General features: G+C 64.3%; 17 protein-coding genes and 1 pseudogene. 14 read left to right on the top strand and 4 right to left on the bottom strand.

The features are described 5' to 3' along the window. Positions 1-14: 14 nt before the first annotated feature. The 4 genes from FAZ79_RS08935 to FAZ79_RS08920 all read left to right on the top strand — a co-directional run bounded on the left by FAZ79_RS08935 (position 15) and on the right by FAZ79_RS08920 (position 3,691). Entirely contained in the window at positions 15-857 is an 843-nt protein-coding gene (locus tag FAZ79_RS08935) for a formate/nitrite transporter family protein (protein ID WP_247709531.1), read from the top strand. 73 nt (positions 858-930) lie between these two features. Next, positions 931-1,854 carry a uroporphyrinogen-III synthase gene (locus FAZ79_RS08930; protein ID WP_136867623.1) on the top strand — a complete coding sequence of 308 codons (924 nt, stop codon included), beginning with the start codon at positions 931-933 and terminating at the stop codon, positions 1,852-1,854. Then, complete coding sequence (gene mobA, locus FAZ79_RS08925; RefSeq protein ID WP_136867622.1) at positions 1,851-2,486, top strand: molybdenum cofactor guanylyltransferase; 636 nt, start codon at positions 1,851-1,853, stop codon at positions 2,484-2,486. The genes FAZ79_RS08930 and mobA overlap by 4 nt, the downstream gene beginning before the upstream one ends. Beyond that, entirely contained in the window at positions 2,483-3,691 is a 1,209-nt protein-coding gene (locus FAZ79_RS08920; protein ID WP_136867621.1) for a molybdopterin molybdotransferase MoeA, read from the top strand. The genes mobA and FAZ79_RS08920 overlap by 4 nt, the downstream gene beginning before the upstream one ends. Before the next feature lie 63 nt (positions 3,692-3,754). On the opposite strand, the gene FAZ79_RS08915 is transcribed toward FAZ79_RS08920, so the two are convergent. Continuing rightward, positions 3,755-4,453, bottom strand: coding sequence for a hypothetical protein (locus FAZ79_RS08915; RefSeq protein WP_136867620.1), 699 nt, complete (start codon positions 4,451-4,453; stop codon positions 3,755-3,757). A gap of 811 nt (positions 4,454-5,264) precedes the next feature. Continuing rightward, positions 5,265-5,792 carry a hypothetical protein gene (locus FAZ79_RS08910; RefSeq protein WP_231505750.1) on the bottom strand — a complete coding sequence of 176 codons (528 nt, stop codon included), beginning with the start codon at positions 5,790-5,792 and terminating at the stop codon, positions 5,265-5,267. Between the two features lie 537 nt (positions 5,793-6,329). Between FAZ79_RS08910 and FAZ79_RS08905 the strand changes: the two genes are divergently transcribed. Continuing rightward, on the top strand, positions 6,330-6,545 hold the full coding sequence (locus FAZ79_RS08905; protein WP_136867619.1) for an AlpA family phage regulatory protein: 216 nt from the start codon (positions 6,330-6,332) through the stop codon (positions 6,543-6,545). A gap of 215 nt (positions 6,546-6,760) precedes the next feature. Here FAZ79_RS08905 and FAZ79_RS08895 read toward each other — a convergent pair whose 3' ends face one another. Beyond that, positions 6,761-7,990 (bottom strand): site-specific integrase, encoded by a 1,230-nt coding sequence (locus FAZ79_RS08895; protein WP_136867618.1) that lies wholly within the window; start codon positions 7,988-7,990, stop codon positions 6,761-6,763. A gap of 492 nt (positions 7,991-8,482) precedes the next feature. Here FAZ79_RS08895 and FAZ79_RS08890 point away from each other — a divergent pair, with 492 nt between their 5' ends. The 9 genes from FAZ79_RS08890 (at position 8,483) to mltF (ending at position 18,142) form a co-directional block, all read left to right on the top strand. Beyond that, positions 8,483-10,573 (top strand): BCCT family transporter, encoded by a 2,091-nt coding sequence (locus FAZ79_RS08890; protein WP_136867617.1) that lies wholly within the window; start codon positions 8,483-8,485, stop codon positions 10,571-10,573. 203 nt (positions 10,574-10,776) lie between these two features. Then, the gene (gene dapF, locus FAZ79_RS08885) at positions 10,777-11,661 is read left to right on the top strand and encodes a diaminopimelate epimerase (protein WP_136867616.1); all 885 of its coding nucleotides are present in this window, start codon (positions 10,777-10,779) and stop codon (positions 11,659-11,661) included. A 115-nt stretch (positions 11,662-11,776) separates the two neighbouring features. Continuing rightward, positions 11,777-12,478 carry a DUF484 family protein gene (locus FAZ79_RS08880; RefSeq protein ID WP_136867615.1) on the top strand — a complete coding sequence of 234 codons (702 nt, stop codon included), beginning with the start codon at positions 11,777-11,779 and terminating at the stop codon, positions 12,476-12,478. Between the two features lie 5 nt (positions 12,479-12,483). Then, on the top strand, positions 12,484-13,479 hold the full coding sequence (locus FAZ79_RS08875; RefSeq protein WP_211238826.1) for a tyrosine recombinase XerC: 996 nt from the start codon (positions 12,484-12,486) through the stop codon (positions 13,477-13,479). A 96-nt stretch (positions 13,480-13,575) separates the two neighbouring features. Further along, the gene (gene hslV, locus FAZ79_RS08870) at positions 13,576-14,124 is read left to right on the top strand and encodes an ATP-dependent protease subunit HslV (protein ID WP_136867614.1); all 549 of its coding nucleotides are present in this window, start codon (positions 13,576-13,578) and stop codon (positions 14,122-14,124) included. Beyond that, entirely contained in the window at positions 14,121-15,455 is a 1,335-nt protein-coding gene (hslU, locus tag FAZ79_RS08865; RefSeq protein WP_282097236.1) for an ATP-dependent protease ATPase subunit HslU, read from the top strand. The genes hslV and hslU overlap by 4 nt, the downstream gene beginning before the upstream one ends. Positions 15,456-15,469: 14 nt before the next feature. Then, the gene (locus FAZ79_RS08860) at positions 15,470-15,898 is read left to right on the top strand and encodes a DUF971 domain-containing protein (protein ID WP_136867612.1); all 429 of its coding nucleotides are present in this window, start codon (positions 15,470-15,472) and stop codon (positions 15,896-15,898) included. Between the two features lie 34 nt (positions 15,899-15,932). Then, positions 15,933-16,676 carry a bifunctional demethylmenaquinone methyltransferase/2-methoxy-6-polyprenyl-1,4-benzoquinol methylase UbiE gene (ubiE, locus tag FAZ79_RS08855; protein ID WP_136867611.1) on the top strand — a complete coding sequence of 248 codons (744 nt, stop codon included), beginning with the start codon at positions 15,933-15,935 and terminating at the stop codon, positions 16,674-16,676. Then, a complete protein-coding gene (gene mltF / locus FAZ79_RS08850) occupies positions 16,673-18,142 on the top strand; it encodes a membrane-bound lytic murein transglycosylase MltF (protein WP_169303655.1) in 1,470 nt (489 codons plus the stop codon). Before ubiE ends, mltF begins: the two co-directional genes overlap by 4 nt. A gap of 106 nt (positions 18,143-18,248) precedes the next feature. On the opposite strand, the pseudogene FAZ79_RS11735 reads toward mltF, so the two are convergent. Next, positions 18,249-18,371: pseudogene (locus FAZ79_RS11735) on the bottom strand (orotidine-5'-phosphate decarboxylase); the annotation flags it as partial.

Raw genomic sequence — 18,371 nt, 5'->3', positions numbered from 1 at the left:
ACGGGGAATCCACCATGGCCGACAACACGCAAGGCATGCACGCCGATTACGTCCCGCCCAACGATCTCGCCAAGAAGATGGTCGATGCCGGCGAGGCCAAGATCCGGGTCTCGACCCGCGACACCCTGATTCGCGCCTACATGGCCGGCGCGATCCTCGCACTGGCCGCGGCCTTCGCGATCACGGTCACCATCAACACCGGCTCGCCGCTGATCGGCGCACTGCTGTTCCCGGTGGGTTTCATCCTGCTCTACCTGCTGGGGTTCGACCTGCTGACCGGCGTATTCATGCTGGTGCCCCTGGCCCTGCTCGACCGACGACCCGGGGTGACCGTCAACCAGGTGTTGCGTAACTGGGGCCTCGTGTTCGTGGGCAACTTCGCCGGCGCGGTCACGGTGGCCTTCATGATTTCGTTCATCCTCACCTTTGGCTACTCGGCCCCGGGAGGCGCGATCGCCGAGAAGGTCGGCCATATCGGCATGGCCCGCACACTGGGCTACGAAGAGCACGGCCTGTCGGGCTGGTTCACCATCTTCATCCGCGGGATCCTGTGCAACTGGATGGTCTCGACCGGGGTGGCAGCCTTCATGCTCTCGACCTCGGCCATCGGCAAGATCTTCGCCATGTGGATGCCGATCATGCTGTTCTTCTACATGGGCTTCGAGCACTCGGTGGTGAACATGTTCCTGTTCCCCTTCGCCCTGATCATGGGCGGCGATTTCACCTTCGGCGACTACCTGTTGTGGAACGAGCTGCCCACCGCGCTGGGCAACCTGGTCGGCGGCCTGATGTTCGTGGGACTGATCATGTACGTCACCCACTACAAGACCGCCCCGCAGCGGGAACTGGAGATCTGAAACCATTGCCTGCCCGGGCCGATCGACCACCGGCCAAACGCCCGGGCGCCGCAGACCCTAGGAGTGACTTGCCATGACCGCTCGTCTTGACGCCAATGCCTTCGCCGGCCGACGCATCGCCCTGCCCGAGACCCGGCAGCTCGACGTGCTGGCCAACCTCCTGCTGCGCCGCGGCGCCGAGGTGGTGCGATGCCCGCTGATCAGCATGCACGACAGCCCCGATCAGGCGGCCGTCCGCGACTGGCTCGATCGGTTCGTCTCCGATTCCCGTATTGGCGACCTGGTCATCCTCACCGGCGAGAGCGTCGCGCGCCTGGACGCCGCGGCCGAGCGATTCGGCCTGCAGGAGGCCTTCCGCCGACGGCTCGCCGAGGTGCGCCTGATCGTGCGCGGGCCCAAGCCGGGCCGGGTGCTCAAGCACTGGGGTATCGCCGCCGACGTGGTCGCCGACGAGCCGACTTCGGCCGGGATCATCACCACGCTGCAACGGCTGGACAATCCGGCAGCGGTCGTCGGCCTGGCAATGTACGGCACCGAACCCAATCGGCCGTTGATCGAGGCGATCGAGGCGCTGGGCACCGAACCCTTCCCGGTCTGGCCCTATATCTACGCGAGCGAGAGCGAGACCGACACCGTGCTGTCCCTGGTCGACCGACTGATCGCCGGGGAGATCGATGCGGTGGCCTTCACCAGCCAGCCGCAGATCGACCGGCTGCTCAAGGTCGCCCGCGCCCACGACCGCGAGCCGGCCTTGCGCGAAGCACTCGCCGACCGGACCGCGGTCACCGCCATCGGCCCGGTGATGGCCAACCGGCTGACGGAACTGGGGATCGACGTCGACGTGATGCCGGAAGGGCGCTTCTTCATGAAGCCGCTGGTGGATGCCCTTGCCCACCACTTGGCTGATCACCAAGGCGATCACCAGGGCGATCAGCCGGGCAATGCCCCGACCGACCACCCGAATCATCGCCCGCAAGACCGGGAAGCGACCTCATGAGGCCCGCCCTCAAGCTAGAACTCAAGGCCGAGACCCCGTTGAGCGCACTGGTGCTCGCCGGGGGCGCCAGTCGGCGAATGGACGGCCGCGACAAGGGCCTCGAGCCGTTCCTCGGCCAGCCCATGGTCAGCCACGTGATCGAGGCGCTCGCCCCGTCGGTCGCCGAGCTGGTGATCGTCGCCAACCGCCACCTGGATGCCTACCGTGGACTCGGCCATCGCACCATCACCGACCCGGACCGGGTGCGGCGCGGCCCCGCGGCGGCCGTGCACGCCGCAATGGGCCGGTTGCGGCACGACTGGGTGCTGCTCGCGCCTTGCGACACGCCGCACTATCGGCCGCAGTGGCCGGCTCGCTTAATCGCCCGCCAGCGGGCTACCGGCGCCCCGGTAGTGATCGCCGACGACGGCCATCGCCTGCAACCCGGCGTGGCGCTTTTCCACGTCCCGTCGCTCCGCCGCCAGCGAGTCGGACCGGTGCCCGAAAGGCTGACCGACCTGCTCACCGGCGGGCCACACGCCTGCTGCGATCTCTCCGAGGACCGAAATGCGTTTCTCAACGTCAACACCCGGATCGATCTATTGCGGGAATCAGCCATGCCAGGCTTGGGAATAGGGAGAAGCGACTCATGACCAACTGCCATTGCGGCACGTCCAGCCCCAGCGCTGCGGAAGCGATTATGACGCTGAGTGCCGCTGCGCCGGCACTTTCCGAACTGGAACTTCCCCTCGACCAGGCACTAGGACGGGTACTCGCCCGTACGATTCACGCCCCCCAAGCCTACCCGCCATTCAACCGAGCCATGATGGACGGTTATGCCGCCCGCCTGGCGGACGTCACCTGTGGCGGGGAATTAACCATCCGAACCGGATCACAAGCGTGCCTCACCATGCCGGAATCCCTTCACTCTGGGCAATGTGTGCCCATTGCCACGGGCGCACCCTTGCCGCCCGGGGCCGACGTGGTTTTGCGTCGGGAAATCGTCGCCGTCTCGGCAGGAAAACTGCGGGCAACGGCCCAGGTGAAACGTTGGGCCGACTGTGAGGGCGTCGGGGCAATCAACATGCCGGGCGCGACCGTACTGTCCGTAGGCATTCGACTGCAACCGGGCCACCTCTCGCTCGCCGCCCGACACGGTTTAGCAACCCTGCCGATACGCAGACCGCCACGAGTAGCCGTGCTGGTGACCGGCGACGAGCTGGTCTCTCCCGACCAACCCTGCTCACCTGGCGGCATTCATGACAGCAACAGCATTCTCCTGGAAACTACTCTCGTTCGCTTTGGGGCCGACGTTATCGGACCATTCGGGCCGATCGCCGACCATCTACCGACAATAGAGGCCGAGGTACGACGGCACCTCGCCAGTGCCGACCTGGTGTTGCTCGTTGGGGGGAGTTCGGTGGGTGTCCATGACTTCGGACGCACCGTTCTGCGTCGCCTCGGCACTCCACTCTTCGAGGGCGTCTCAATGCGTCCAGGACGTCCCACCAGCGCAGCCAGGAGTATCGGCGGCACGATCCTCATGTCGTTACCTGGCCGACCGACCGCACTGCTGACCGCACTGCATGGGGTCGTTCAACCGGCTCTATATGAAATGATGACCGATGGCGTCTCGCCCCCTCGAGTCACCGCTCGATTGGCGCAATCTCTCGAATCCGCATCTGTCGACCGCTATGTTCCAATCCAACTCGACTCACGAGAGGGCACATGGTGGGCACGGAGTGAGTCGATCGACCCGGAGGAAGCGGCTGCGCTCGCAATGATTCCAGCCCGAATGTCTCTCAAGACGGGTGCATGCGTATCAGTGCTAATAATGAACTGTGTTTCAGACCGTTGAATCGAGTTCCTTAGAACTTTTTTATAAACCCTCATACGTACGGTTTCGGTGCGATCTCATAAACTATCGATTAGTTCCTCGAGACACCCGCAACCCGCCGTGTGCAAACATGTTATCCGAATCATACGAACCGAGTTTACTCACCCGGCTTCCTTCCAGCACATACGACAGGCTCAACAGCATGTCCTCGCCATCCGACTTCTCCTGAGCACGGTCAACCAGCCGCTCGATCTCCCGGCGCACCGTCTTGGCGTGCATCGCATTCGACCGGCCTCGTTCCTCCCCGGAGAGCTGCAACTCCCGACCGCGGGCCAACACCTGGCTTCGCCTGGCAATCAGTCGCTTCGCCAGCAACACCGCCTCGCGCACCTCATCTGAGTGGCGCTCAAACCCACCCCATGACTCCACGCTCTTTTCCGCCCGCGTACCCAGGCGGATCGTCTGCCAACCCCGGCGCACCTTCTTCCACTTCACCAGGTACGGCTCCACGGCCACAACATCCGAACGGGAAGGAGCCTTGTGCCACAGCACACGAATCCGGCCCGTCGCCGGGGGCTGCAATCGCCACAGCAAACGGTCCACGGCAAGGATGCTTCGGTTGAGCATCTGAACGGAGGAGAGCAGGCCATCAACACCACGCTCCAAGCGGGCACGAAAGCCAGCCTCCGAACGGGACACAAGCTCAAGAACACAACCCTCGTATCCATCATCCCCAGCGTCTCTCGAAGCACATCCGAGCGGGGAAAAGTCATCGTTAGCCATCGCGGCCAATACCTCCACAAGCAGTTCGGAAAGGACATCTGAACGGCGAGGAGAAACAAGCACTCACGGCATCAATTCCACACCGGGTAATCGAAGCGCATCTGAACGGCGAGGAGCCAATCAATGCCACACGATCATCCATCTGCCCGCAGGTTGTAGATAAAGCCAGCACAGGCCCATCTGAACGGCGGGGAGGCCAGTCGGATGCAGCACGGGGAGAGCTTCTTAACCGGCAGGGTTCTCGCACAGGTGTTTAGGGCTTCCGGCGCATGGTGCTGTTCACGCTGACTGTCACAGTCGCCATGATGAACACACGACGATTAGAGGGGCTTTGCATACACATGTATTTTTCTGAGTGTCACATTGACAGTTAATGTGACTGTGACTCTCACAGTTCATGTTGCCTGTGCATGTGATTGTCACTGTCACAGTGACAATCACATGCGACTTTGATCCTCACAACAAATCGCGCTCCTCACCCTCACCCGCCGTAATAGAGCGCCGTGAACACGCTAACTAACGTGATCATGCGATCCGATTCACAGCTCACACCCTTCGCCAGCTGCAGGTGAACCCCGACATCACGGCCAAGTGGGAGATGGACTTGAAGAAGATCGCGTAGGGGAAGATGTCACTGGCCGACTTCGAGGCCAGCATCAACCGCTTCGTGGCCTACATCCTCTAATAGGCCAGTGATAGCCAAAGGAGCCTATCGATCTCCGGGGGGAGCCACGAAATCCGGGCGTAAAAAAGGGCAGGCCCGCAAAAGGCCCGCCCGTAGTGGTACGTCGAATCGAGGCAGGAAGGCCGGTTAGCCTTCGTCCTCGTCGTTGACCACCTCGACAATGGGGGTCATGTCCAGCAGCGCCTCTTGGGCGAGCTTCTGGTACATGAGCCCCATTGTTACTTTCGCCTGCTCGTCCATCGCGTCCCACACCTTGCGAGTCGGGGCCAGGTCGCGCCAATCAGGATGGCGACACATCGAGGCGTAGACCGCCTCAAGCTGGTCCTCGAGATCACGCTCCTCCTCCATCACGAAGTCGGATGGCTCAAGAATCTCGGCGAGCATCAAGACTTGCGCAAAGGGGATGCCGAGGAACTTTCCGATGGAGCGCAGGCGCTTGTGGGAAATCTTCGGCACTTCCCGCGATCCGTTCAGGATCAGGATGAGGTAGCTGTAGGTCAGGCCTGACTCTTCAGCCATGCCGTGACGGTCAAGACCAAGCTCTTCGCCTTTTTCAAGAATCGCTCGGGTAAGAGCCGAACCTGGAAGGTATCGCGGCTTGCTTTCGGCACCTTCCTCGAGCAATTCCTCGTTCGCCGCATCTTCTTTTCCCATAACTTTCCCCCTTGTTAATGACCCCACAAAGTAAGGCAACGAATTCCAAGTCAACTTAAGCCCAGCCAGAACAACAGTTGCGATGAGTTGTGACAAAGGCCAGCGTGGGGGCGAAGAAAACTTTAGTGTTGCTCCAACGGACCCATGCGCGGGCGTTCGCCTGCAGCAATCCTCGACAAGGCCCCAATGCCCAACCACCCGGATTGGCAAAAGGCCTTTAATACCTTTCACTTCACTCCAGAGCGTTAATCGACACCCGATGCCCACCGATTTTTGGGGGACTCTCTTTGCTCCCCTCCTAGCAACACAAAGCTCCTCTTTGCCGCCTCTAGGCCAACTTACCACATATGCCCCATGCATACACACAGCGCAACTCACACACATTGTTGATCTTTTTTACACCAATGGTATTGTCGCCGAAGTGCAGAGCACCCGCGGCTCTGTACTAAGAACTGGTGCCTATACAAAAGGGAGCCACGCCCGCGTGCCCACCATGCAACCCGTCAGAGGACAACTGCCACTAGCAATGAGGTTTTGATGAAAATCGAAAGAGGAATCGAGGCAAGGGCAATGAATGCACAAGAAGTCGCAGCCCACTGCGGAATGGGTCGGAGCACGCTCTATCAAATGATCAGATCAGGGGAGTTCCCCGAAGGAATGATGGTCGGCTGGGGACGACGATGGCTTCGAGAGGAAGTTGACGCCTGGCTTGACCAACAATTTCAGGTCGCAAGCGAAAGACAGACGGATTGAGGAACAACAAATGCCCATGCACTCAAATGAATCAACACCGACGATGCTTCAACGCCGGCCGCCGCATTTGGACCGCTACATGAAGACCAGCGAGCTATGCGAACGATACGGACGAAGTGTTCGCACACTCATCCGCTGGCAAGAAACTCGCGGTTTTCCACAGCCGATGATTCAAGGCGGGGGCGGCACCGAGCACCGCTGGCTGGCGCAGGACGTTATGGAGTGGGAGGAGTCTTTGCGGAAACAATCTGCATGAGACGATCCCACCACTTCCGATAGACCTCGGCCTGCTCCTCGAGATAGTCGTGTCGGTCGTAGACCTGCCACACCCCCGGCAGGGAGTGGCCCAGCATCACTTCGCACACATGGGGCGGTCCGAGCGAACTCCAATTCGTTCGGGCCGTCTTGCGTAGGTCGTACAGACACATACCCGGCAGCGGCGCGTTGAGCTGCCTCTCGGCGGCATTGAGGATCGAGCGATGGAAGGACACCGTAGATCGATCACCTAGCTCGGTGGGCTTGCTCTCACCGCTGAACAGCATTCGTGGATTCATCGAGAGCGCCATCGCCTCCTCAATCCACGGGATCACTTCGTCGATCAGGGGTCGGCGGAGCGGTCGCTTGGTCTTCTGCCCAGTCTTGTGGCGTTCCGGCGGGATTTCCCACACCTTGTTCTCGAAATCGAACTCGGAAACTGCGGCGGTGCGAAGCTCGCCAGGACGGCAGCCGAAGAACAAGGTCAGTTTCACGAATAGCTTGGAGCGGGCGGCCAAGCGAGAACGCTCGGTCGCGTGCCACACAACCCACAACTCGCGGTCAGTGAAGGCCCGCCCGGAATCCTTGTTCTTGTGGATGTTGAGGTCGGCTCGGGCTGTCATGTTCGCCACTGGCTCTTGGGACATGTAGCCCCAGCGACGCGCCCACTTGTGGCATTGGCGCACATTCGTCAGAAGGCGGGAGGCTATCGAGGGAGACGCATCCCTCACGGATTCCAGCAGGCCCATCCAAGCATGCGTAGTCGTGTCGTCGGCGGGGAGATCACCGATTTCCGGGAAAACGTACCTCTCGAAGCTACGTAAAATCTCGTCAGCCCCGACCTTGTTAATCACGACGTACTTCTCATGCCAAAGACGAAGTAGCGTCTCGTTAGTGTGCTGCCCCTGAACGGCTCTCTTCTCGACTTCGCGGCGCACCCGCGGATCATGCCCCTCTTCGAGCTGCTTTCGGCGACTTACGACCTCCTCCCTAGCTTCCTTGAGGCTCATCACGGGGTAGGCACCCAAATCCATACGAGCAGCCTTGCCGTGGTAACGAAAGCGGTACTGGAAGACGATCTTGCCCTTACGGCTGACCCTCACACTCAGCCCATCACGATCAGACTTCTCAAGGACCGAATCACGATGTTTTTGATAGGCGTTTTTTAACCAAAGATTCGTGATTGACATGAGGAGGCCAATGAATCGAGTGTGTACATAAAATGCCAGACCAGCAAGACGATGTACACGAACATGTACACAAAAGCATCTACCGGCAGAGGTTGTCGCTGACCAACAATGACCGCTTGTGGCGCATTTATAGCCTTATTTATCAATACTTTACGCGTTTCTTTTCCTGCGCAACCCCGACCAATACCGCGTGATGATTATCGACGTGGGCGATAATGGCGATATTACGAAGATTGGCGATCACAAAAAACGGTCCAAGGGATTGAAATAAGGGCGCGCAGTATAAACACAAAAGGCGAACCGACCGAGGCGTAAAACCAAAAGTCGACGCCAATGCCGCCCACATGGCTCGAATGGAGGGGCCATGGCGGCAACGATCAGCAAAACCGCGCTTCGGGTGATATACCCTAGGGGGCGAATCGCCGCGCCCCGAACTGGGACTTTCGGCGAATGCCATCCGATAAAAACGAACGAGAACGCAGGGAGCCCTCCATGAGCACCACCCCCACTGCCGGCAAGCGCACGATGCTGTTGATGCCGGTCTTTCTGCCCGCGGTGATCGTCATCGCGCTGCTGGTCATCGGCACGGTGATCAACCCGGAACGCGCCGGCGACGTCTTCGCCAAGGTGCTGGACTGGATCACCAGCGATTTCGGCTGGTTCTACATGCTGGCCGTGGCGATCTTCCTGATCTTCTTCATCGCCGTGGCGATCTCGCCCTGGGGGCGGATCAAGCTCGGCCCGGACCACTCGGAACCCGAGTACAGCTTCCCGGCGTGGTTCGCCATGCTGTTCTCGGCCGGTTACGGCATCGCGCTCCTGTTCTTCGGCGTTGCCGAACCGGTGCTGCACTTTGCCAGCCCGCCGTCAGCGGTCGAGGGTGGAATCGAGGCGGCCAAGCAGGCCCTGCAGATCTCGTTCTTTCACTGGGGCTTTCACATCTGGGCGATCTACGGCCTGGTCGGCCTGGTGTTGGCGTACTTCGCCTTCCGCCACGGCCTGCCGCTGTCGATGCGCTCGGCGCTCTACCCGCTGATCGGCGAACGCATCCACGGCCCGATCGGCCACACGGTCGACGTCTTCGCCATCCTCGGCACCATGTTCGGCATCGCCACCACGCTGGGCCTATCGGTCGCGCAGATCAACGCGGGCCTGAACTACCTGTGGCCGAACATCCCCGTGAACACCACCGTGCAGATCATCGCGATCGCCGTGATCACGGCGGCCGCCACCGTTTCGGTGGTCGCGGGCATGGACAAGGGGATCAAGCGCCTGTCGCAGCTGAACATGATCATGGCGATCGCGCTGGTGCTGTTCGTGTTCGTCATGGGCCCGACTATCTTCCTGCTCGAGGCCTTCGTCGAGAACACCGGCTTCTACCTGTCAAACATCGTCGAGCGCACCTTCAGCCTGCAGGCCTACGAATCGAGCGACTGGATCGGCAACTGGACCCTGTTCATCTTCGGCTGGACCATCGCCTGGGCGCCGTTCGTCGGCCTGTTCATCGCGAAGATCAGCCGCGGGCGCACCATCCGCCAGTTCGTGCTGGGCGTGATGTTCGTGCCGACCATCTTCACCTTCTTCTGGTTCACCGTCTTCGGTGACACCGCGCTCCACGCGATCATGAACGAGGGTGCCGACGCCCTGATCGGCCAGGTACAGACCGACAAGGCGATCGCCCTGTTCAAGCTGTTCGAGATGCTACCGCTCACGCCGATCATCTCGTTTCTGACGATCGTGCTGATCATCACCTTCTTCGTCACCTCTTCGGACTCGGGCTCGCTGGTGATCGACTCACTGGCCTCGGGCGGTGCGATCCAGACCCCGGCCCTCCAGCGGGTCTTCTGGGCGGTACTCGAGGGCGTGGTCGCCTCGGTGCTGCTGCTCGCCGGCGGCCTGGGCGCGCTGCAGACGGCCTCGATCACCGCCGCCCTGCCGTTCGCGATCATCATGCTGATCGCCGCGGTGGGCATGTGGCGCGCGCTGCAGATCGAGGGCCACCGCGAGGTGAGCCTGCAGCACCACATGAACGCCGGACGCCACGGCAGCCTCGGCGGGGTCGACAACTGGCGCAAGCGCGTGACCAACATGGTCAGCTTCCCCAAGCGCGAGCCGGTCGCCGCGTTCATCAAGAACGACGTGGTCGAGGCGATGGCCCAGGTGAGCGAGGAGCTGAAGGGCCAGGGCTGGCCGGTCGGCACCGACTTCGACGAGGAGCGCTGCCGCGCCCACCTGAACGTCACCAAGCCGGGCACGATGGAGTTCATCTACGAGGTGCGCCTGCGCGGCTACGCCAAGCCGGGCTTCGCCTTCCCGGAGCAGGACCGCTCGCTCGACGGTGACAGCCACTACTACCGCGCCGAGGTCTACCTGCGCCGTGGTGGCCGTTCCTACAACATCTACGGTTACGACCGCGAGACGGTCATCAGCGACATCCTCGACCAGTTCGAGAAGTACATGCACTTCCTGCACACCTCCCCGGCCATCCTGCCGTGGAAGATGGAAGAGCATGACGACGATCTCCACAACGACCGCATCCGCGAGCTGGGCAACGGCAAGGCCGGACCGACCGCCGACAGCTGATCGCCCCCGGCTGGCCCTGGGCTAGCCCCGGACTCGCCCCCGCACTCACGGGGGCCTGCAACCAACCCGTCACCTCGGTGGCGGGTTTTTTCGTGCCCGCCTAAGCGAAAGACGGACCCACGCGACGCCGTCACCCCTCCTCGGCGTGGCCTCGAATGATAGAATCGGGACAGGTTTCCAACCCGATCACGACGAGGCGTTTCATGGCCGACCGGCTGGCTTTCACCAAGATGCACGGACTGGGCAACGACTTCATGGTCGTCGATGCGGCCAGTCGCCCGCTCCCGGTTGCCGACTGGCTGACCCACGACCGCATCCAGTCCTGGGCCGACCGGCATTTCGGCATCGGCTTCGACCAGCTGCTGCTGATCGAGCCGCCGCGCGGCCGGAACGCCGATTTTCGCTACCGCATCTTCAACGCCGACGGCGGCGAGGTGGAGCAATGCGGCAATGGCGCGCGCTGCTTCGCCCGCTTCGTCGCCGAACGCGGTCTCACCGACCGGCGCGACATCCGGGTCGAGACCGCCGGCGGGCCGATCGTCCTGCACCTGACCGACGACAATCGCGTCCGGGTCGACATGGGCCGACCGCGCTTCGCCCCCGAGGCCATTCCCTTCAACCCGCCGATCACGGCCAGCGGATCGCCCTACACCCTGATGCTCAGCGGCCAGCCCGGCGGGCTCGATCGCGTCACGCTCGAGGCCGTCTCGATGGGCAACCCGCACGCGGTGGTCCAGGTCGAGGATCTCGAGCGCTTCCCGGTCGAGGCCGTGGGCACGGCACTCGAGTCGCACCCGGCATTCCCGCGTCGGGTGAATGTCGGTTTCGTCGAGCAGCACCGCCCCGACCACATCGCCCTGCGGGTGTTCGAACGTGGCGCCGGCGAGACGCTCGCCTGCGGCACCGGGGCCTGCGCGGCGGTCGCCGCGGGCATCCGTGCCGGACGACTCGACTCGTCCTGCCGGGTCGACCTGCGCGGCGGCACGCTCTCGATCGACTGGTCCGGGCGCGACGAGGACTCGCTGTTCATGACCGGCCCCGCCACCTTCGTCTTCGACGGCGAGGTCGCGGTCGACGCTACCGAATGATCCACATCGACCCTGCCCGAGCCACCGCATTGCCGAGCCCGGCGCGCGGGGGTAAGGTGGGAGACCAGAGCGCCCGGAGAGGCGCCGTGCTGCCAACAACCACCAGGGAATACGCATGAGCGAGAACGTGGCCTTCGAACTGGCCGACACGGACGCCGGAGTCGACAACGGTCAGGACGTGAGCGCCGAGACGGTGCTTGCCTACCTGCGCACCCACCCGGACCTGTTCCTCGAACACCCGGACGTCCTCGATCACATCGAACTGCCCGGCCCGCCGCAACCGGCCGTCTCACTGCACCACTGGCAGCTGCGGCGCTGGCGCGGCCAGGCGATCCGGCACCGCCACGCGCTGGACCAGCTCCACCGGGTCGCCGCCGACAACGCCGCGGCCGACCGTCTGCTCCACCGCTTCTGCGAGGGCCTGCTGGCCGCTGCGGACCGCTCGACGACGACCCTCGAGAGGCAGCTCCGCGCCCACTTCGAGATCGACGCCTGCCGCGTCGTGCCGTTGGCCGAGCTCGACGGCGAGACCCGCGGCCTGCTCGCCGGCTGGCTGGACAACCCCACCCCGTTCTGTGGTCGCCCGCACGACACCGTGCGCGAGACCCTCTTCGGTGACACGCTGCCGCAAACCGGCTCGGCGGCCCTGATCGCCATTCCCTCGACGGCCACCGGCCCCGCCCGCTACCTCGTCGCCCTGGGCCGCCGCCTGCCGGACGGCTTCAACCCCGCCCAGGGCACGCACTTTCTCGAGCAGATCGGCGAACTGGCCGGCGCGTTTCTCGGGCAGGCCGCAAGCGACAGCACCGACCGCTAACCTCCGTGCCCGCCGCCGCGCTCAACACGGCGTTTGAACGGGCCGGCGAGGCACTGGCCGCCGACCACCGACTCAACCCGCTGACCCGCAAGGCCTACCTGGCCTCGTGGTCGCGTCTGACCGACCACCTCCGCGCCCAGGGCATCGAATCGAGCGCCACGATCGACGATCGGTCGCTGCGCCACTTTCTCGCCGAGCTCGCCCGTGCCGGCCAGTCACCCCGCTCGATCGCCCGCCATGTCAGCGCGGTCAAGCGCCTGCTGGGTTTCTGGAAACGCCTCGGTGTCGACTGCCCGGCCGACCCGCTGCTGCTCAAGGCGCCGAAAGCGCCCCGACGCCTTCCCGACGCCCCGGATGTCGAGACGCTCTCCCGCCTGCTCGACGGCCCGGGCACCGGCCAGTCCACTGATACGGCAAGGACCCCGGCCCAACGACGCGCCACAGAAATCCGCGCCCTGCGGGATCGCTGCCTGTTCGAGTGGCTTTACGGCAGCGGGCTGCGATTGGCCGAGGTGGTCGGCCTCGACCTGACCGACCTCGACCTCGCCGCCGGACAGGCGCGGGTCACCGGCAAACGCGACAAGACCCGTATCGTGCCGGTCGGTCGCCAGGCCCGTGCCGCGATGCAGGACTGGCTGACCGCCCGCCGTGAGTGGGATCGGGCCGGGACCACGGCCGTGTTCATCAATGATCGTGGCCGGCGCCTGTCGGCACGCTCGGTGCAGCTGCGCCTCAACCGCGCCTCGCGCCAGGCCGGGCTCGAGGCCCCACTGCATCCTCACCAGTTGCGTCACGCCTTCGCCACGCACGTGCTGGAATCCTCGGGCGACCTGCGCGCCGTCCAGGAAATGCTGGGCCACGAGAGCCTGTCGACTACCCAGATCTATACCCATCTCGATTTCCAACATCTGATGGGTGTCTACGAGCGCGCCCACCCGCGCGCCATGCGCCAGCCGAACCAAACCGAGGGCGACACCAAGGGCGACGACGAACCGGGTTGAAAAGCCCAACCATCGCCTACACTGTCCTCCCCTCAGATCACTCCATCGGCAGATCGCCGCATCGGCCCACCCATCAAACCGGACCCGATCGTTTCCATGGCTCACCACGAAGAAACCCTTTACGGCACCACCATCCTCTGCCTGCGCAAGAACGGCCAGACCGTCATCGGCGGCGACGGCCAGGTCACCCTCGGCCACACGGTGGTCAAGGGCAACGCCCGCAAGGTGCGCACGCTCTACAACGGCGAAGTGCTGGCCGGGTTTGCCGGCGCGACCGCCGATGCCTTCACCCTGTTCGAGCGCTTCGAGGCCAAGCTGGAGAAATACAGCGGCAACCTGCTGCGCTCGGCCGTGGAGCTGGCCAAGGACTGGCGCACCGACCGCATGATGCGCCGGCTCGAGGCGATGCTGGTGGTGGCCGACCGCAACGCCATGCTCACCATCAGCGGCAACGGCGACGTGATCGAGCCGGAGGATTCGCTGATCGCGATCGGCTCGGGCGGCGCCTACGCCCAGTCGGCGGCCACCGCGCTAATGCGCCACTCGGACCTCCCGGCACGCGAGACGGTCGAGACCGCGCTGCACATTGCCGGCGATATCTGCATTTACACCAATCACAAGCTCACCATCGAAGAACTCGACTGATGAACCTGACACCCGCACAGATCGTCTCCGAACTCGACAAGCACATCGTCGGCCAGCACGCCGCCAAGAAGGCGGTGGCCATCGCCCTGCGCAATCGCTGGCGTCGCCAGCAGGTCGACGAGCCGCTCAAGAGCGAGATCACGCCCAAGAACATCCTGATGATCGGCCCGACCGGCGTGGGCAAGACCGAGATCGCCCGCCGGCTGGCCAAGTTGGCCAACGCGCCGTTCTTGAAGATCGAGGCAACCAAGTTCACCGAGGTGGGCTACGTCGGCCGCGACGTCGAATCGATGATCCGCGACCTGGCCGAGTACGCCCTGAAGATGGTGCGCCAGGAGGCCATGGTCGAGGTGCGCGATCGCGCCAAGGTCGCCGCCGAGGACCGCGTGCTCGACGCATTACTGCCCGCCCCGCGCGACCCGTGGCAGAACGACGACAGCCACGGTCAGGAGGCCTACCGCAACACCCGCGAGAAGTTTCGCGACAAGATCCGCCGCGGCGAGATGGACGACCGCGAGGTCGAGATCGAGCTGCGCCAGGCGCCGGCCGGCATCGACGTGATGACCCCGCCGGGCATGGAGGAGATGGCCAGCCAGTTGCGCTCGGTGTTCCAGAACATGGGCCAGGACAAGACCCAGACGCGGCGCATGACCGTCGCCGAGGCGCTCGCCGCGCTGACCGACGAGGAAGCCGCGAATCTGGTCAACGAGGAGGAGATCCGCGCCGAGGCCGCCGACCGCGTCGAGCAGAACGGCATCGTCTTCATCGACGAGATCGACAAGGTCGCCAAGCGGGCCGAGCATGGCGGTGGCGAGGTCTCCCGCGAGGGCGTGCAGCGCGACATGCTGCCGCTGATCGAGGGCTCGACCGTCAACACCAAGGTGGGCATGGTGCGCACCGACCACATCCTGTTCATCGCCTCGGGGGCCTTCCACGTCGCCAGTCCCTCAGACCTGATCCCCGAGCTGCAGGGCCGCCTGCCGATCCGGGTCGAGCTCGAGGCGCTCACCAGCGACGACTTCGTGCGCATCCTCACCGAACCCGATGCCGCGCTGACGCGTCAGCACACTGCCCTGCTGGCCGCCGACGGCCTGAGCATCCAGTTCAGCGATGAGGCCATCCGACGGATCGCGGAGATCGCCTTCGAGGTCAACCATCGCACCGAGAACATCGGTGCACGCCGCCTGCACACGGTGATGGAGCACCTGCTCGAGGAACTCAGCTTCGAGGCAAGCGGCGAGGACAAGACCCTCACGCTGGATGCCGACTTCGTCGAGGAACGCCTGGGCGAGCTGGCGCGCGACGAGGACCTGAGCCGCTACATCCTGTAAGTCCGAGGTTCCGCATGGCACAACACCACCCCGCACCAAAGCAGATCCGTCTCTCCAAGGACCGCCGCTCGCTGCACCTCGTCTTTCCCGACGAGGCGGCGTTCGACCTCTCCGCCGAGTACCTGCGCGTGTTCAGCCCGTCGGCCGAGGTGCGCGGTCATGGGGGCGGGGAGATGATGCTGGTGCTGGGCAAGGAACGCGTGAAGATCGTCGACGTGCAACCGGTGGGCCGCTACGCGGTCAAACTGGTGTTCGACGACGGCCACGATTCCGGGCTCTACGACTGGGGGCTGCTGCGCGAACTGGGCGAGCGGCGCGACGAGCACTGGAACTACTACCTTGGGCGCCTGTCTTCCGCAGGCGTCGAGCGCGATCCGGAGCGTGCAGAACCGGCGGCGCCCTACGATGTATTATCGTCTCCCGGACCGGCCAAGCCGGAGTGATTCCACCCCGTTCCCCTGACGAGAGAACCGACGCATGACCGAGAAGACGCACTTTGGCTACCGGGAAGTCCCGCGCGAGGAAAAGTCCCGGCTGGTGGGTTCGGTCTTCGACTCGGTCGCCGCTCGCTACGACCTGATGAACGATGCGATGTCGCTGGGCATCCACCGGATCTGGAAACGCGTCGCCCTCGAGTACACGGGCCTCCGGCGCGGCGGTCAAGCACTGGACCTCGCATCCGGCACCGGGGATCTGGCCGCGCGCATGGCGCGCCTGGTCGGCGACACGGGGCTGGTGGTGCTCTCCGACATCAACGCCAGCATGCTTTCGATCGGCCGCGAGAAGCTCGACGAGCAGGGCATCTTCAACAACGTCGAGTACAGCCTGGCCAACGCCGAGGACCTGCCCTTCGAAAGCAACCGCTTCGACTGCGTGACCATCGGCTTCGGCCTGCGCAACGTCACCGACAAGGCCCGCGCGCTCGCCGAGATGGCACGCGTGGTCAAGCCGGGCGGCCGCGTGATCATCCTCGAGTTCTCCAAGCCGACCAACCCGCTGGTCGAGCGGGTCTACGACGCCTACTCGTTCTCGGCCCTGCCGGTGATGGGCAAGCTGTTGGCGAATGATGCCGACAGCTACCGGTACCTGGCCGAGTCGATCCGCATGCACCCCGACCAGGAGACGCTCGAGCGCATGATGCTCGACAACGGCTTCGATCACGTCGACGTGCACAACCTGACCTTCGGCGTGGTCGCCATCCACGTGGGCTTCAAATTTTGACCGAGGCACGGGCGCGAGGTGGGATCGGGCGCTGGCTGATCCCGCTGATCGGCGTGGGCGCGCTGTTCGCCGCGCCGCTTTCCTGGTGGGTTCACACCTGGACGCCCGGTGACCGCCCCGCCCGGCTGGCCGCGATCGACGTGGCCGAGAGCTTCAAGCGCAGCCCGCAGCTCGAGCAGGTACGCGAGCGTGGCGTGCTGCGCGTCGCCACCCTGATCGAGCCGACCCTCTACATCCCCGACAGCTACCGCCCCCAGGGGCTCGAGTACGACCTCACCGGCCGCTTCGCCGATCGGCTGGGGGTCGACGTCGAGTACGTGGTGGTGCCGACGATCGAGGCGGCCTACCAGGCGGTGGCCGACAACCGGGTCGACCTGGCCGCGGCCGGGCTCGCCATCGACCCGGCGCGCATGAAGCGCTTTCGCTTCGGGCCGCCCTACCTGACGGTCAGCCGCAAGCTGATCCACGCCACGGACCTCCCCGCCCCCACCGGGCTCGACGACATCGATGGAGACAGACTGGCCCTGCCAACCGGTTCGGCGAGCCGATCGTGGCTCGAGCGCGTCATGGCGCAGGACGATTCCGTCCGTCTCGAGCTGGTCGAGGCGCAGGACAAGCTCGCGATCCTTGAGGGCATCCGCCACGGCAAGATCGACTACGCCCTGGCGCTGTCGCACATCGCCCTGCTGGCCCACAAGCTCTCCGACGAGGTCGCCATCGGCCCGATCGTCGGCCCGCCGGTCGCGCTGGCCTGGGCATTCTCCCGCCAGGCCGACGAGTCGCTGCATGGCATGGCGCGCCGTTTCTTCGCCGAGGTGCGCAGTGACCAACAGCTCAAGATGCTGGTCGACCGTCATTACGCCCAGTTCGAACGGCTCGACGAATCGCTCTCGCGGCGCTTTCTGGAAGACCTGGAAACGCATGCCCGCCCCTATCTCGCCACCTTCCGGCGCGCCGGCGAACGCTACGAGATCGACTGGCGTCTGCTGGCCTCGCTCGGCTACCAGGAATCCAAGTGGCGCCCCGACGCGGTCTCGCACCAGGGAGCCTACGGGCTGATGCAGATCGTCCTGCCCACCGCCCGGGACCTGGGTCTTGCCAACCCCGCCGACCCCACGGCGAACATCATGGCCGGGGCCAAGTACATCGCCCAGCTGCGCGAACTGGTGCCCGAGGAAGCCACAGAGCCCGACCGCACCTATCTCGCCCTTGCGGCCTACAACGTCGGGATCGGCCACCTGAGCGACGCCCTGGATCTGACCCGGCAGCAAGGGGGCAACCCCACGCAATGGGCGGACGTGCGCGAGCGTCTGCCGCAACTGTCCGATCCGGCCATCTACCGCGAGATGCGCTACGGGTACGCCCGGGGCAGCGAGACGGTGAATTACGTCGAGAACATTCGGGCCTTCCATGACCTGATGATCTGGGTGGCGACGCGCGAGGACCTGCTCGCCGTCCGCGACTGACGTCTCAAGAAAGTCACTGGCCGGACATGAAAAAACGCCCGTCTCGCAGCGCGAGGCGGGCGTTTTCTCGTTTACAAGCGGCGGCGCTCAGGCCGGTCGGTCACCGTCACAACTCGGCGACGATGGCCTCCAGCGCCTTGCCCGGCTCGGCCGCCGCCGTGACGGGGCGGCCGATGACCAGGCTGGTCGCGCCGTTGGCCAGCGCCTCGGCCGGCGTGACCACCCGCCG

It is taken from the genome of Guyparkeria sp. SB14A, assembly GCF_005096345.1.
In the GTDB taxonomy this organism is placed as follows: domain Bacteria; phylum Pseudomonadota; class Gammaproteobacteria; order Halothiobacillales; family Halothiobacillaceae; genus Guyparkeria; species Guyparkeria hydrothermalis.
The sequence above is the reverse complement of the archived record's forward strand: the minus strand, read 5'-3'. Positions and strand labels throughout refer to the sequence as shown.